Source organism: Nonomuraea sediminis (genome assembly GCF_018531495.1).
Classification (GTDB): domain Bacteria; phylum Actinomycetota; class Actinomycetes; order Streptosporangiales; family Streptosporangiaceae; genus Nonomuraea; species Nonomuraea sediminis.
Map to the genome: position 1 here is coordinate 641,213 of NZ_JAHDTI010000001.1, position 14,347 is coordinate 655,559.

Consider the following 14,347-nt stretch of genomic DNA (forward strand, 5'->3'; position numbering starts at 1 on the left):
ATGACGCCGACCGGCAACGCCTTCACCGAACACGCGGCCGATCTGTACCGCGATGGTTCTAGGCTGGCCGCGCGCACCTCGGCATTGCACCGGGCCAAGACGCACGGGCGGCCCGTCGCCGACGTTATCGCCGAGTTGGCCGCCAACCGGCTAGCCGTCCCGCAGCACGCTGTGGTCGCAGACATTGGCTGCGGACGCGGCACCAGCAGCCGTGTCCTGGCTGAACGACTTGGGCCGCAACTGCTGCTGTGTGTCGACGCCTCAGCGGCGATGCTCTCCGCCGCCCGCGCCCGCATCAGCGCCCGTACTCGCGGCACGCATACCACGGTGGTCTTCCTGCGCGCCGATTTCCACCACATGCCGCTCCCCGATGCGGCCTGCGACCTGGCCGTGGCCGCGTTCTGCCTCTACCACGCGGCCGACCCGCGCCCGGTCATCGACGAGATCGCCCGCACCCTCGCCCCGTGCGGCGCCGCCATCCTGGTCACCAAATCCGCCGACAGCTACCGCGCGCTCGACTGTCTGGTGGCCGATGCAGGACTCGACGTCCACGCCACCGAGCGGCCGAGCCTGTACGCGGCAGCGCACAGCGGCAACCTGGCCGACCTCACCGCGCCCTTCCTCCAGGTCGAGCGTGTTCAGCACGAGGAGCACCGCTTCGCCTTCACCGGCCTGGATCACGTCGCCGACTACCTGGCAACCAGCCCCAAGTACGACCTGCCGCCCGGCCTGGCAGCCGATCCGGCCGCAATCGCCGCGGCGTTACACGCCGTCCTGCCTGATCGGCCGCTGGTGACCACCTCCACCATCACCTACCTGACCGCCACCCGAGGTGCACCGGCATGACCACCTCCGACACGTTCGCCAAGCCGTACCGCACGAGCGAGGACGTCCACCAGGCTGCCGCCCACCACGCCTGGCTCACCGAACACGCCCACCCGCTCCGGCAGCCGCCGATCACGGCCGTCCACGACGACCGCATCGACTTCGCCTTCATCCACGGCCGCCACACTCTCATCGCCGACCTGCTGACCGTCGCCACTGTCCTCGGCCGCGCCCACGCCGCCGCCTGGGCCAGCGACCTGCACCGGGCCCGCCTCACCACACCGCACCCGCTTCCCAGCGGGCACGTCCTGGCCGACTTTGTCACCCCGCGGGTGGCCGCGCTGCGCCGCCGCCACCAAGCCGGGCTGGCCACCACGGAGCAACTGGCCGCCCTCGAACCGCTTCTGGAACCCGTCCCTGGCACCCCGGTCGCGTTCTACAAGGACACCAACCCGCGCAACGTGCTCATCACCGCCGCCGGCGAACCGGTAGCGGTGGACGTGGACGACCTCACCTTGGCTCCGTTTGGCTACGACCTGGCTAAGTTGCTGGTCACCTTGTCCATGACGCACGGCCCGATCCCGGTTGGGTACTTCACTGCTGCCCTGGACTTCTACAACGAGTCGCTCAGCGAGATGAGCCTGGAGCCCGTCTCGCTGACCCAGTTTCTCGGCCATGCCGACCTGCATCACCTGCTCACCCTGCCCTACCTCGGTACGGGCGGCTACCGGCACCCATGGCCAACCGTCCGCCCCGCCCTGGAGGACTCACAATGATCGTCACCGAGCTGACGTTCGCCCGGCACGGTCAGGCCCAGTGCAACGCCGATGGTGTCGTCGGCGGCCCCCGCACCTGCACCGGCTTGACCAACCTCGGCCACGAGCAGATGAAGCTGACCGCCGCACGGCTGGCTGCTGAACACGACGTCACCCCGTTCACCCACGTCTACGCGGGGCCGCGGCTGCGGCTGCGTGAAAGCGGTCGCGTCCTCGCCGACGCCCTCGATCTGCCGCTCATCATCAGCGACCTCCTGGACGGGCCGGTACATGGCGACGCGGACGGCAAACGCTGGCACGAAGTCAAGACCACCTTCCGGGGCGGGCCGCACGCGCACCCCGACCGGCCGTGGGCCCTCGGTTCCGACACCTGGAACGGCTATCTCAAGCGCGCGAGCACGGTACTCGCCGATCTGATCCGCAGCCATCACGGCGCGCGGGTGCTGTTCGCCGCCCATGGTGAAACCGTGCTGGCCGCCCACACCCTCCTGCTGAACCTCCGGCCGGGCCTGGCGGCCGGCTTCACCGTCGACCACGCCTCGATCACGCGCTGGCAGTTGCACAGCAACCGGTTCGACGACAAGCGGTGGATGCTGGACCGCCACAACGACACTGCCCACCTGACTATGGCGGGCACTCGATGAATACAGTCGAAGACGACCTGCTCGCCGCCGCCCGCCGCCAGCTCGGCACCGTCGCACTCGTGCCGAACATCGGCCTGCCGCCACACCTGCGGCTCTTAGCCGCACCCGATGGCCAGCGCTACATGCTCAAGCGCCACAGCACTTCGGAGCGGTTCCGCGCCGAGACCCGCGCCTACACCACGTGGGTGCCGCAGCTGGGCGAACGCGCGCCCCACTTGATCAGCGCCGACCCCGAAACCCTGTCCCTACTGCTGACGGTTCTGCCGGGGCGACGCGCCACACAGCTCCCCGAGGGCTCACCTGCCGAACGACACGCTCACTACGCCGCTGGCCACACTCTCCGGCTGCTCCACCAGGCCCCGCCCGGCCCGCACCCGAGCACAGACGTCGCCGCCTACCTCGCCGAGCGCATGCGCTGGTGGGCAGCCCGCGCCCACCTGGCCACCCTCATCTCCACCTCCGAACTACGCACCCTGCACACCTGGGCAGACACACTGGCCACCACCGCCCTCGACAGCACCATCTGCCACCTGGACTACCAGCCGCGTAACTGGATCCTCAGCTCGACCGGCGCACTGGCCGTCCTGGACTTCGAGCACACCCGCCTCGACGCCCGCATCCGCGACTTCGCACGGCTGGAACACCGCCACTGGGGGCGAGACCCACGGCTGCGCGCGGCGTTCTTCGACGGCTACGGCCACCACCCCAACCCCGCCGAACAAGAACTGCTCAAACGCTTCGGCGCCCTGGAAGCCATCACCGCGCTGGTTCGCGGCCACGAATGCGGCGACCCGGAGCTCCTGGCCCACGGCCGCACCCTCCTCACCCACCTACGCTGATCCGGAGGATCCCATGCACGCGACGGCCCACGCCGACACCCCGCCGCAGCTCCTGCTCCGGCGCGCGGTCGTCACCGGCGCCGCCGGATTCATCGGCTCCCACCTATGCCAGGCCCTGCTCTCCAGAGGCGTCAGCGTCATCGGCGTCGATCGGCGCGACCCTGACCAGCACCACGTCGCTGCCGCCAATCTCGCCGACATTCGCAACGAGCCCGGCTTCATCTTCGTCACCGGCGACCTTCGCACCTGCGCCATCGAACCGCTGCTGCCGGAGTCCGATGTTGTCTTTCACTTGGCGGGGATTCCCGGCGTCCACCCCTCCTGGGGAGCTGACTTCGACGACTACGTCGCCTCCAACATCAGCGCCACCCAGCGCCTCATGCACGCCACCACTCGACTCCGTATCCCCCGCCTAGTGGTCGCTTCCTCCTCCAGCGTCTATGGCGCCACAGACGGCCGTCCCAGCGCGGAAACCGACCACCCTCGCCCCGCCTCACCGTACGCGGTCACCAAACTCGCCGAAGAGCAGCTCTGCCTCGCCCACGCCGCCCGCCCCGGCTGCGCCACTACCGTCGTGGCCTTGCGCTTCTTCACTGTCTACGGGCCCCGCCAGCGTGAGGACATGTTCATCCAGCGCGTGCTCACCGCAGCCACCACCGGCCAATCCGTGCGCATCTACGGAGACGGCAAACAACGCCGCGACTTCACCTACATAGACGACGCCGTCACCGCGACCATCGCAGCAGCCTCCACGCACGCCCACAATGCCGTGATCAACGTCGGAGCCGGGGGCGGAGCATGCCTCCTCGACGTCGTCGAACACGCCCGCGATCTCACACACCGCAAGATCAACATCAGCACAAGGAATGCCCGCAGCGGGGACGTGCCCACTACCTGCGCCGACATGTCCGCGGCTCGTCGTCTGCTGGGCTGGACCCCCAGCATCGACCTGCGTACAGGCATGGCATCTCAGTTGCACTGGCTCGCCTCCCGGCGAAGCGCACTGTCCTCACTGGGATAGGGGAATCAGCCCAGACGTGCCCTCTCCAAACCAGCGACACCACGAGATGATCAGCAACGGACCGGCCGTCGAGCTACCCGACTCTGCCGCAGCTTCCAGATGGGCCAAACGTGTCACGTGACATCGGCGGCACCGAGCGGCAGCTAAGGCGAGCATCCCTGGACTTCATAACGCGCGGAAACGCGGAAAGCGCCCCGCTCCTCCGCGATGGGAGGAGCGGGGCGCGCTCGTGTGCGGCTGCTACCGCTGGTCGGGCGGGAGGTCCGGCCGCGGGGTGTGCCTGGCCTTGAAACCGGCCACGGCCGCCAGTGCGGTCGGCAGCAGCGGCAGGGTGATCGCCTCCATCCAGTCGGGCAGGAACGAGATCATCGACGGGTCGCTGCTGACCGCCTGCAGCACCGCCATACCGGCGACACCGGCCAGGTAGGACGCCAGGGTCATGGCCTTGACCTTGGTCTCGACGGGCGGCTTCGAGTAGGTGATCTGGGGATCTGCGTGCATGCGCCCTCCTTAGGGGCAGCCCGCCACCACGGCGGGGGATTCAACGAATGGGGGAAGGTCAAACGTCAGCTGCGGGGCGGCCACGACCACTGGCCGTGGTCCGGGCCCTCGGACCTCGAGGTCGCCCAGTAGGTCGTGTTGCCGTCGAGGAGCACCTGGAGGTTCACGGTCTTCTCGGCGCCCTCGAAGGTGCGCACGACGATCGCGGGGTAGACCTCGCCGAGCTTGACGGGGGAACGGACGATGCCCTGACCGCCGTAGGACTGCATGTTGTGCAGGTCGATCATGGACACGTCGTGGCCGGACAGCCTGTAGTGGACGATCCGGCCGATGGTCGGCTTGGGGGTCGTCTCGGGAGTGGGGGTGGACACGGGTCCTCCTTCGTCGGGCCGAAAGCGGAAGCGCTATCAGCGGCGAAACATGCTGATCTTGGCCATCGAGACCTTCTCGACGACCGCTGTGGCGACGTCCTCGCGCGGGTTGAGCACCCGCAGACGCAGCTGATTCTTGGTGTCCAGGGAGAACTGGCCGCCAATGTTCTCCTCGACCCTGCCGTTGATGTCGGCGCGGGCCGACAGCCGCCACGCGTCGTTCTCGAACGTCTTGCCGTCCCGGCTGTAGCGCGACCAGGCGATGTCCACCTCTGCACCCGGCGGCAGACCGCGGACCTTCACCAGCCCATCCACGATGCACCAGCGGGAGCCGCTGGCGAGGACCGCGACACCGTCCTCGCTGTGCGCGTTCGGGTCGTCGGTCCACTCGGTGCTCCAGCGCACCGCTACATCGCCACCGGCGGGGACGTCCTGGTCCTCACCGGCACCCAGAGAGATGACCTCGGGCACGTCTTCCTCCTGCTGCTTGTTGGGCGTTCCAGGGCTCTTGATCAGTGCGGCAATGTGCTCCCGGAACGTGGACATGTTGAGAGTGTGAGGGTCGGGCTTTTGCGTGTTGACCTCTTTGTGGCCCATCACCCTGGATGCGGGCAGGCCGAACTCGCGGCACAGCTCGGCGCACAGTGCGTGGTAGGCGTCGATCTGCACACTCGGCCACGGCGTACGCCCGTCGTTCTCCGCTTCGATCCCGATGCTGGCGCCGTTGCGGTGGTGCGGGCTCGTGCTCGGCGCGTTGTGCCAGCACCTACCGGCGGCGACGACCCAGATCCGGCCCGTGTGCTCCAGCCAGACGTGCGACAGCGGCCCGTCAAGCCCTGGGCGGCCGTTGACTACGATGTGCCGGTCACGCCACCCGGCGGTGTGGTGGCACACAATACCCTCGACGGACGGCTGCGGCCCGTGCCCGCGGGTCTTCCACCCGCCCACCTCTGTCACCGGGAAGCCCGTCTTACGGGCGACGTCGGCTAGCTGAGTCAGCCATGGCATGTTAGTTGTCCCCCTTGGAACTGTCGTCTTCGGATGGGGAGTCAGCCCCGAGTGAGCTGGATCAGCGCGATCAATGCGCCGGCCACGGCCACCAGCACGGTCACGATGGCAATAATCTGTCGCGTCCGGTCTGCGAGCTGCGAGCGCGTCACCGCCTCCCGCTCAACGGCGTCCACGCGCGCCTCCAGCGCCGCATGTCGGACTTCCCCAGCCACGCGGTCCTGCTCGACACGCTGCGCCAGTTCAGCGTGCCGGTTGTCCACCTGGTCCAGCCGCTGCAGGATCAGCGCCGTACTACCGTTGGTCCGCTCGAATCCGACCTCGACCAGGCCCCGCAGTTCGGTCAGTGCCAGCGTGAGCCGGTTCAGCTCATCCACCGGCCACCACCCACGGCTTGCGACCCATCCACGTCGCCGGCGGCTTGACCGCGTACGACGGCGTGGCCAGCTGCGTTCGGTTGTCGCGGTGCCAGGCGACCGCCAGCCGGCGAGCCTCGACACGTGCAGGGTCGAGCCTGGTTTTGGTCTTGACTGGCTCCAGCGGATCCTCTGGCACGACCATGTCGAGCCCTACGAATGCGACCACATCCTGCCGCAGCTTGCGGTCCTCGGGCACCATGCGGACACGGTGCGCCTTGACCGCCTCGACCCGCGCGAGTTGGGCAGCAAGGCGATCAGTGTCCGAGACACCCGGTGTCCAGCACGTCGGCAGACCCTGCGTGTCCTTGAGCACTTCTGCCGCGCCCGGTTGGAGACGCGCCATCGCGTCGTCCGGGGACGGAATCCACGGCTCATGCAGCACGATCTCCAGTAGCGTCGTCATGTCGTCGGGATCGATCCCGTACTCCGCGCAGCGCCACTCCCAGGTGGAGTGCGGGATGATGTGTATGTGGGCCACGCCGTCCGGCCGGACCCGGCTGATCCCCCACATCGGCTCCGCCCCGTCGTGGCTCGTCCGCTGGTCGGCGTGCGCTCCGCCCGCCTGCAGCAGGCTGGTGGTGGAGTAGCCGAGTTCGGCGTCCCAGATGGTCCAGGTCTCTGCCACGCGGGCACCCTCTCTATGTTGAAGATCGTTAATGGCGGTGCGACCACCAGTAGAAACCCTTGCCGGACCACACGCCGCCGCCCGCCGACCAGGCGAAGGAGAAGTCGGTCTGAGTGCTGAGATCGAGGCACCAATAGAAGTTGGCTCTCTGCGCGCCGTCCCTGACTACCGCGACTGGCCCCATGTTGCTGGCCATCGTCGGTCCGTAGTGGATGGTCACGCCTCCGCTGTCCGGCGGGACCGTGCCCGAACCGGCGTGTACCGCGTCGTACGGGTCTGCTGTGTTGGTGTCCCACACCCGGCCGCGCAGGTAGAAGCGGCCTGAGCTGTTGGTGTAGATGTACGTCTCCGTACCGGAGAAACCATCGGTGTAGCCGTACCGCCCGTACCCCTCGGCGACGTCGAGCCCGCCGCCGTTGTCGCCCGAGCCGGACGCGTCGCGGATCCGCAACCGGATCAGACCGGCCGCCACCTGGAGCTCCGCCCGCGCGCTTCCGCCTGAGTTTGTACCGCTGGTGATGAACGTCGTTGTCTCGCCCGGATACAGGCCGTCCACCGCGTATAGGCGGGAGTAGTTGGTGTTCCCAGCCGGGTAGAACCGCAGGTCGAGTGTGGAGCTGTCGAGCACGAACCGTTGCCCCGTGGCCGCCGAGCGGACGATGGAGCCGGTGATGGTCTTGCCGGTGATCGCGTCGGCGGCGATCTTCGCTGCGGTGATGGCGTTCGCCTGGATCTTGTCGGCGGCAATGGCGTTCGCCGCGATGTGACCGGCCTGGATCTCCCCGGCCTGGATCTTGTCGGCGGTGATCGCGTTCGCCTGGATGTGGCCCGCCTGGATTTCCAGCGCCTTGATCAACCGGCCGGTGATCGAATCAGCCGTGATCTTCGCGTCACCCGGAATCGTGCCGTCGATGATGTGCTCGGCACCGTCGATGACCTTGCCGATGACGTCGGTGTCCACCAGCGGCTTGGTCGCCACGGTGACATGCGCGGAGGGCGCCGACTCATTGCCCGACCGGTCGATACTCGTGAGCCAGATCTCCCGGCCAGCGTTGTACGGCTGGCCCGGGATCACCTCGGTCCCGGCAGCCGTCAGGTAGCCGACCTTCGCACCCTGATCGCTTACGTTGAGCGGGTCACGCATCCATACGTGGACCCGATCGAAGTCGATCGGCATGGCCTCGCCGAGCGAGCCACGCCCGTTCCACCCCACATGGATCACGCCCAGCCGCGACGCCACAACAGGCGTGGACGGGACTGGGGGCGGCGTCACGTCGCCGGGGACGAGCTTCACCACCTGATCGGAAAAGCCGCCCTTGACCCCAGCCGAGAGCGCCCGAACCTTCCACGCGTACTCCCAGCCAACCACAAGCGGCGAGACCGTCGCCATGGCGTCGCCGCCCGCAGTCTGCGCGACCAGCAGCCACAGCTGCCCCGCCTGGTTACGGCGGGCGTACACCTCGTAGCCGTCGATGTCGAGCGCGACCCCGTTGACGTCGGAGGTGACCGGGCTCCACGTCACCGTGGCCTGCCCGCGCGCGTAACCGTGCTCATCCAGGTAGGCAGCCAGCTCGACGATGAGGCCCTGCGGCGCAGCCGGGGTCCGGTTGTTCGTCTCCGGAGCGGGCTCGCCGCCCGAACCGCCCGACGAGACCCCGCCATCCAGGATCCCGGCAGCCTGCCGGGCCAACCGGATCTCCCTCTCAAGGAACCGGTCGTTGAGCACGACGTTGCCGCCGACCTGGCCGTCCGTGTCCACCGACAAGGTGATCTGCCGCAGCCGAAGCGACTGCATCGCCCCGCCGTCGCCCGGCGCGAGCAGGTAGTCCCCCGGCCGGTAGTGCGCGAACGGCAGCCACCGCGCTACGGCGAACATCAGCCCGCGGGTGACCTGCACCCGCTCGCGGGCGACCCGCTGCAACGCGTTCTGCCCCAGCAGGGTCGCCGTGCCCTGATCCGTCACCCCGCCCTGCGACTGGTAGGTCTCCCAGCGCCCCCACGGCGCGACCGCAGCCGGGTTGGTCACCTCCACCGACAGGCCAGCCTCGCCGCCAATCAGGATGGCCGACGCGGCATCCTCGAGAGTGCCTGTATCGGGCGCCTCGGTGATGTCGCGGCCAAGCCTCAAGTCCACCGGCGACGCACCGGACGCCCGGTCCGTGCCGAGCACTGTGTCCGGGTTGTACACCTGCAAGGTGCGGCCCTGCATCCGCCAGTCGATGACGCCCTGCTCACTCAGGTTGATCAAGACGGTGAGCAAGTCCTTGCCGGGCTCGATCGCCAGCGTCAGCGTCTTGGACCACGGGGCGCCCGCGCTGTCGTGGCTGGTCGAGAAGTCGTACGCCAGGCCGGGCAGCGCGCCGCGCGCCTTCCCCTCCTGGATGAACGTCGCGAGGATCGCGCCCGGCGACACCGCGCTGAACTGCCGCTTGCCGTCCACCATCGCGCCGCTCGGATATAGCACGACCTTCCGCAGCATCCACGACCAGCCAGGCAGGTCATACGATCGTGCCCCCGCCCGGTCCGAGCTGTCCCCGCCACGCTTGATCCGGAGGAACCTCGCGTTCGGCGGCTCAACCCAGCCGCCGCCAGCCACCGCGTACTCCACCGCGACCTCGCAGTGCCCAGCGATGAGCGCCGCATTCAGGCCACCCGCCGCATAGTCCACCTTGAGGCCCGGCACGTCGTTCAGCGGAGCCGCCAACTCGAACCCGCTGTGCTGCGGCAGCACCCCCAGACGCGGCCCGTTCGGGGCGTACGCGACCAGCCGGAGCGCGAAAGGGGTGGGCTTACCCGGGACGATCACCTGCACCGTTGGTCCCCCTCAGTTCGTTGATCTCATCGCGCTGCTGGTCCACGGCCGCCGACAGCACGGCGTTCGCGTAGGTCAGCTCCTCCACCTGCCGCCGCAACACGGCGATGATCCGGACGGGATCCACCACCAGGTCCTGCATCACGTCCCTGCCTGGCGCAACGCCCGCTGCTGCTCCAGCCGGGCCGTCGCAACCTTCACCCGGTCGATCCGCACATGCGAGCGCAGCGGCGCGAGCACGTCAGCCACCTTCCGCGCGGCCGCCATACGGCCCTTCGGAACGGCGGCCGCGACCGTCGCGTGGTCCCGCTTGCACCGCTCGACACGCTCCAGCGCCGCGGCGCGAGCGTCCTCCCCCGATATCTGCCACGGGTTGGTCTCGCGCAGGTTCGGCTCATAGATCGGGTGGACTGCGCGGTGCAGCAGCACGTCGATCGCCTCATCCGCCGAAGTCAGACCGCACGCCACGGCAGTGTGCTCGATCGCCATCTTCGGCAGGAACATCGCGACCGTGACACCATCAGCCGGCCGGGTCAGCGTGATCTCCCACGCCTCGACCTGCCCGGAGTCGTCAGAGGTGTCGATCACCTCCGTGACCTGCCAGTCGTCCGGCACTGCGTCACCTCCAAGCCCAGATGTGGAACGTCCGGTTCGGCGCGGGAGAGCCCGCGGCCGGGTCGTAGAAGAAGAGGTCGCTGTTGGTCCGGGAGAACAGCTGCATCGTGCTCACCTGCTCGGCCGTGAACACGACCTTCGGCGTCGTCGGGAAGGTGTAGCCCAGCACCACCTGGTAGTAGGTGGCGCCCTTCGACAGCGTGACCGACATCATGATCAGACCCGACTCACTCCCGTACTGCCAGGTGCCCCGATGCAGCGTCCCGGACTGGTCGAACAACATGTACTGGTCCTGCTGCGTCGGGTGCATCCACCCGATCGACGCCTGTTGCTCGACTGCCGACACCGCGCCGCCGCGCTGCTCACCGTTCGACGGGTTGAGGATCGCCGCCTGCCAGAAACCAGCTGCATGCGTCAGGCGGCACATCGCGGTGCTCGCCTGGTTGGTGCCCGACTCCATGATCAGAGTCGCCTCGCCCGTGAAGCGGGAACCGTCGCTGTAGATGCGCGACTGGTTGGTCCCGCTACCGGGAATGAACCGGATCTCCGGGTTCGTCGCGCCCGCAGGGTTGACCACGACCCGCGCCCCGGTCACCCCCGACGCGAACTGCCCGACGATGGACACCGCGCCGGTGGCCGCCGAGATGCTGGCGGTCTGCTGACCGGACGCGTTGAACACCACCAGGCCCGAGCTGTTCAGCTCCACACGCGCCCCGGAAGCGTTCCCCGCGACGACCCGCGTGGACAGCGTCAGCACCGACTCCAGCTTCGCGGCCGTGACCTGGTTGGCCCCGATGTGGCCAGCCTGGATCTCTCCCGCCTTGATCTTGTCGGCGGTGACCGCGTTCGCGGCGAGATGGCCCGTTTGGATCTCCAGAGCCTTGATCAGTGCGCCCGTGATGGAGTTGGCCACCACCTTGTCCGAGGCGCTGATCGAGCCGTCCACCAGGTGCGCGCCGTCGATGACCTCGCCGATGATGTCCGTGTCCACCAGTGCGGACGTCGCGATCGTCGCCGAGCTCGACGGAGCTGACTCGTTGCCGCTGCGGTCGATGCTGGTAAAGCGGAACTGCCTGCTCGCTCCGTACGGCTGGCCCGGCACGACGATCGTCCCGGCCGCCACCATCGAGTCGATGACCGACCAGCCCGGCGCAAGCGGGTTCTGCATCCACACCAGCAGCCGCGCGAAGTCAGACGGCATCGGCACGCTGCCCGTGCCGTGCCCGTCCCAAGTCACGTGGATCACGCCCAGCCTCGTCGCAAGTTGCGGCACGGTCGGAACCGGCGGCGGATCAGCGTCGTCTGGGATCGTCACCGCCACCACGGACGAGAACGGGCCCGTCTTGCCGAGATTCACCGCACGCACCTTGAAGGCGTACGACTCCCCCACCACCAGCGGCGAATACGTCGCCGTGGTGTCACCAGCCTCCGTGGAGGCGACGAGGAACCACGGCGCGCCCGTCTGGTTGACCCGCATGAACAGCTCGTAGCCGCCGACGTTCAGCGCGACCCCGCCCACGTCCTGCGTGACTGCGCCCCACGTGACCGTCACCTGGCCGCGGGCGAACCCGTGCTCGTCCAGGTAGGCGATCGGGTTCACGATGAGACCCTGCGGGGCCGCCGGCGTGCGCGGCTCCGGAGCCTCCGGGGCCGGGACCGGCCGAGCACCGGACCCTCCGTCCGCCGTCGAACCACCGACGATGCCCGCCGTACGGCGGGCCAGGCGGATGTCCCTTTCCAAGAAGCGGTCGTTGAGGACCAGCGACCCGCCAACCGCGCCCGCGCCGTTGCGGGCCAACGTCACCTGCCGGACCCGCAGCGGCTCCAGGACGCCCCCGTCCCCGGGCGCGAGCACCCGGTCACCGGGACGGTAATCCTTGAGCGGCAGCCAGCGTGCGCCGTACAAGACGATGCCCCGCGTCCGCTGCACCCGCTCCGAGCCAGCCCGCTCGAGCGCGGAGTCCGCGAGGATCGTTGCGGTGCCCTCGTCGGAGACGCCGCCAGCGCCGATGTACTGCTCCCATGGCCCCCACGGCTGGACGGCGGCGGGGTTCGTAAGCGTCTTGACGAGCCCGTTGTCGCCGACGACCAGCACTGACGATGCGGTGTCTTCCAACGTGCCGTCGTCGGGCGCTTGCGCGATGTCTCGGCCGTACCGCAGGTCTACCGGAGCGGCCCCGGACGCGAGGTCTCGCTGCATCGTCGTGTCGGCGTTGAACACCTGGACGGTGCGGCCGGACACCCGGTAGTCGCACACGCCCTGCTCGGCGAGGTTCTGCAGCGCCGTCAGCGCGTCCATGCCAGGCTGGTAGTAGATCGTGAGGGCCTTGTCCCACACTGCGCCAGCGCTGTCGTGCGTCGGCGTGAAGTCCCAGTTGAGGCCGGGCACCGCGCCGCGTCCCTTGGCCTCGGCGATGAACGTCTGCAGGATTGCCCCAGCGGTCGCCGACAGGAACGCGCGTTTGCCGTCCACCAGCGGCGCAGACCCGGGGTAGAGCACGATCTTGCGGAGCATCCACACGAAGCCCGGCAGCTCGAACCGGGTCAGCCCGGTCGGGTCGGAGCTGTCGCCTCGGCGCTTGATGCGCAGGAACCGCGAGTCGGGCGCCTCGGTCCAGGTGGTGCCGTCCGTGCTCCATTGGACGGCGATCTCGCACGGCTGGTCGAGCAGGTCCGCGCCTACCGCCGTGGTGGTGTAGGCCACCTTCAGGCTCGGCACGTCGTTCATCGGCATGCCGACCTCGACCGACAGCGGGTGCGGGAGCACGCCAAGTCGGCCGCCGAACGGCGAGTAGACCATAAGCCGCAGATCGAAGGTCACGGGACGACCTCCCCATCAGCGACAATGGGAGCTATCGTGATCGCTCCCACCTCACGGCCCCCGATCGACGTCCATGTGACTCCGCGCGGCCGCATCGTCATACTCCCGGCCGTGTGGCCGCCCGAGCTCGACGCCGACGACGCCGATCTCCTCGCGGAGAGGCTGATGGCCGCTGCCACGCAGAGTCGGGCGCGGGTCGGTCACAGGTAGGCGCGCCTCGCTCGGATCTCGATCTTCGAGTTCGCGTCCGTGCTGGTCGCCGATGTGGACACCAGCACCGCGCGGGAGAACGGGTCGCCCACCGCCACGGCGGGCGTCAGGTGCAGCCACCGGAACTGCGAGCCGGGGCCGATCGCGTCGATCTCCCCCGTCACATCCGTCCCGGCGGACAGGTTCCACGTGTCGGTCATCACCTTCGCCGCCTGCATGCGGCCGCAGTCGATCAGCAGGCGCTCCCCCGCCAGTAGACCGCCCGTGCGCAGAACCCACCCGCCCGTGGCGACGTCCCCAATCGACGGTTGTACGGCCGGGCCGGTGAAACGCAGCAGCGCGTCAGTTATCGGCCCGGTCGAACCCGCGAGCGTGGTCACCGCCTGGGCGAGCTGGTTGGACGCGCCCAACCAGGTGGATTCGGACTCATCCCGCCACAGCGCGCCCGGCACTTCGACCACGGCTGTGATCCGGGCGGTCGCGGCCCCGGTGTTGATCTCCGGTTCGGAAGTCGCGGTGATCGTCACGTCGGCGACGCGGACGATCGACCCTGCCTCGTACCGCAGTTTCATCAGCCGGTGCCGCACCCCCAGAAGCGCCGACAGGGCTTCGAGGTTCCGCTCCATCTGCTCGTAGCCGCCGTTCGCCCCCGAAGGGGTCGCTGAGCTGACCTTGAAGGAAAGGCCGAACGTCGTGGCCTCCAAGTCGAGCCCGACGACCGCGATGTCACCATGCCGGCCCGGCACGCTGACCTTCACGGCCCGCGCGCCGGGCAGCGGCCTGCGCTGCGTCCCCTTCTTGAGCCGCCAGCAGCCCGCTGGGTGGTCGAGTGGAACGCCGTCGAGCATGTATGACGGCAT

15 protein-coding genes are annotated in these 14,347 nt (G+C 68.8%); 5 read left to right on the top strand and 10 right to left on the bottom strand.

Annotation, left to right across the window (positions count from 1 at the left end; genetic code table 11):
* Genes KIK09_RS02870 through KIK09_RS02890 form a run of 5 tightly spaced genes read left to right on the top strand, consistent with a single transcriptional unit; the run spans position 1 to position 4,105 of the window.
* On the top strand, positions 1 to 846 hold the full coding sequence (locus tag KIK09_RS02870) for a class I SAM-dependent methyltransferase (RefSeq protein ID WP_214317023.1): 846 nt from the start codon (positions 1 to 3) through the stop codon (positions 844 to 846).
* The gene (locus KIK09_RS02875; RefSeq protein WP_214317024.1) at positions 843 to 1,601 is read left to right on the top strand and encodes a phosphotransferase; all 759 of its coding nucleotides are present in this window, start codon (positions 843 to 845) and stop codon (positions 1,599 to 1,601) included. Before KIK09_RS02870 ends, KIK09_RS02875 begins: the two co-directional genes overlap by 4 nt.
* The gene (locus tag KIK09_RS02880; protein ID WP_214317025.1) at positions 1,598 to 2,245 is read left to right on the top strand and encodes a histidine phosphatase family protein; all 648 of its coding nucleotides are present in this window, start codon (positions 1,598 to 1,600) and stop codon (positions 2,243 to 2,245) included. The genes KIK09_RS02875 and KIK09_RS02880 overlap by 4 nt, the downstream gene beginning before the upstream one ends.
* On the top strand, positions 2,242 to 3,084 hold the full coding sequence (locus tag KIK09_RS02885; RefSeq protein WP_214317026.1) for an aminoglycoside phosphotransferase family protein: 843 nt from the start codon (positions 2,242 to 2,244) through the stop codon (positions 3,082 to 3,084). Before KIK09_RS02880 ends, KIK09_RS02885 begins: the two co-directional genes overlap by 4 nt.
* Positions 3,085 to 3,097: 13 nt before the next feature.
* Positions 3,098 to 4,105, top strand: coding sequence for an NAD-dependent epimerase/dehydratase family protein (locus KIK09_RS02890; RefSeq protein ID WP_214317027.1), 1,008 nt, complete (start codon positions 3,098 to 3,100; stop codon positions 4,103 to 4,105).
* 240 nt (positions 4,106 to 4,345) lie between these two features.
* On the opposite strand, the gene KIK09_RS02895 is transcribed toward KIK09_RS02890, so the two are convergent.
* The 10 genes from KIK09_RS02895 to KIK09_RS02940 form a co-directional block, all read right to left on the bottom strand.
* Positions 4,346 to 4,606: a hypothetical protein gene (locus KIK09_RS02895; protein ID WP_214317028.1), complete on the bottom strand. Its 261-nt coding sequence runs from the start codon at positions 4,604 to 4,606 to the stop codon at positions 4,346 to 4,348.
* A 65-nt stretch (positions 4,607 to 4,671) separates the two neighbouring features.
* Positions 4,672 to 4,977, bottom strand: coding sequence for a hypothetical protein (locus KIK09_RS02900; protein ID WP_214317029.1), 306 nt, complete (start codon positions 4,975 to 4,977; stop codon positions 4,672 to 4,674).
* Between the two features lie 36 nt (positions 4,978 to 5,013).
* Positions 5,014 to 5,985, bottom strand: coding sequence for a peptidoglycan recognition protein family protein (locus KIK09_RS02905; RefSeq protein ID WP_214317030.1), 972 nt, complete (start codon positions 5,983 to 5,985; stop codon positions 5,014 to 5,016).
* 41 nt (positions 5,986 to 6,026) lie between these two features.
* On the bottom strand, positions 6,027 to 6,362 hold the full coding sequence (locus KIK09_RS02910) for a hypothetical protein (protein WP_214317031.1): 336 nt from the start codon (positions 6,360 to 6,362) through the stop codon (positions 6,027 to 6,029).
* On the bottom strand, positions 6,355 to 7,029 hold the full coding sequence (locus tag KIK09_RS02915) for a hypothetical protein (protein WP_214317032.1): 675 nt from the start codon (positions 7,027 to 7,029) through the stop codon (positions 6,355 to 6,357). The genes KIK09_RS02910 and KIK09_RS02915 overlap by 8 nt, the downstream gene beginning before the upstream one ends.
* Positions 7,030 to 7,057: 28 nt before the next feature.
* Positions 7,058 to 9,841, bottom strand: a complete 2,784-nt coding sequence (locus KIK09_RS02920) for a phage tail protein (RefSeq protein WP_214317033.1) — start codon at positions 9,839 to 9,841, stop codon at positions 7,058 to 7,060.
* Positions 9,819 to 9,983 carry a hypothetical protein gene (locus KIK09_RS02925; RefSeq protein WP_214317034.1) on the bottom strand — a complete coding sequence of 55 codons (165 nt, stop codon included), beginning with the start codon at positions 9,981 to 9,983 and terminating at the stop codon, positions 9,819 to 9,821. Before KIK09_RS02925 ends, KIK09_RS02920 begins: the two co-directional genes overlap by 23 nt.
* A complete protein-coding gene (locus KIK09_RS02930; protein ID WP_214317035.1) occupies positions 9,983 to 10,456 on the bottom strand; it encodes a hypothetical protein in 474 nt (157 codons plus the stop codon). The genes KIK09_RS02925 and KIK09_RS02930 overlap by 1 nt, the downstream gene beginning before the upstream one ends.
* A 4-nt stretch (positions 10,457 to 10,460) precedes the next feature.
* A complete protein-coding gene (locus KIK09_RS02935) occupies positions 10,461 to 13,277 on the bottom strand; it encodes a phage tail protein (RefSeq protein WP_214317036.1) in 2,817 nt (938 codons plus the stop codon).
* A gap of 200 nt (positions 13,278 to 13,477) precedes the next feature.
* Positions 13,478 to 14,347, bottom strand: coding sequence for a phage tail family protein (locus tag KIK09_RS02940; protein WP_214317037.1), 870 nt, complete (start codon positions 14,345 to 14,347; stop codon positions 13,478 to 13,480).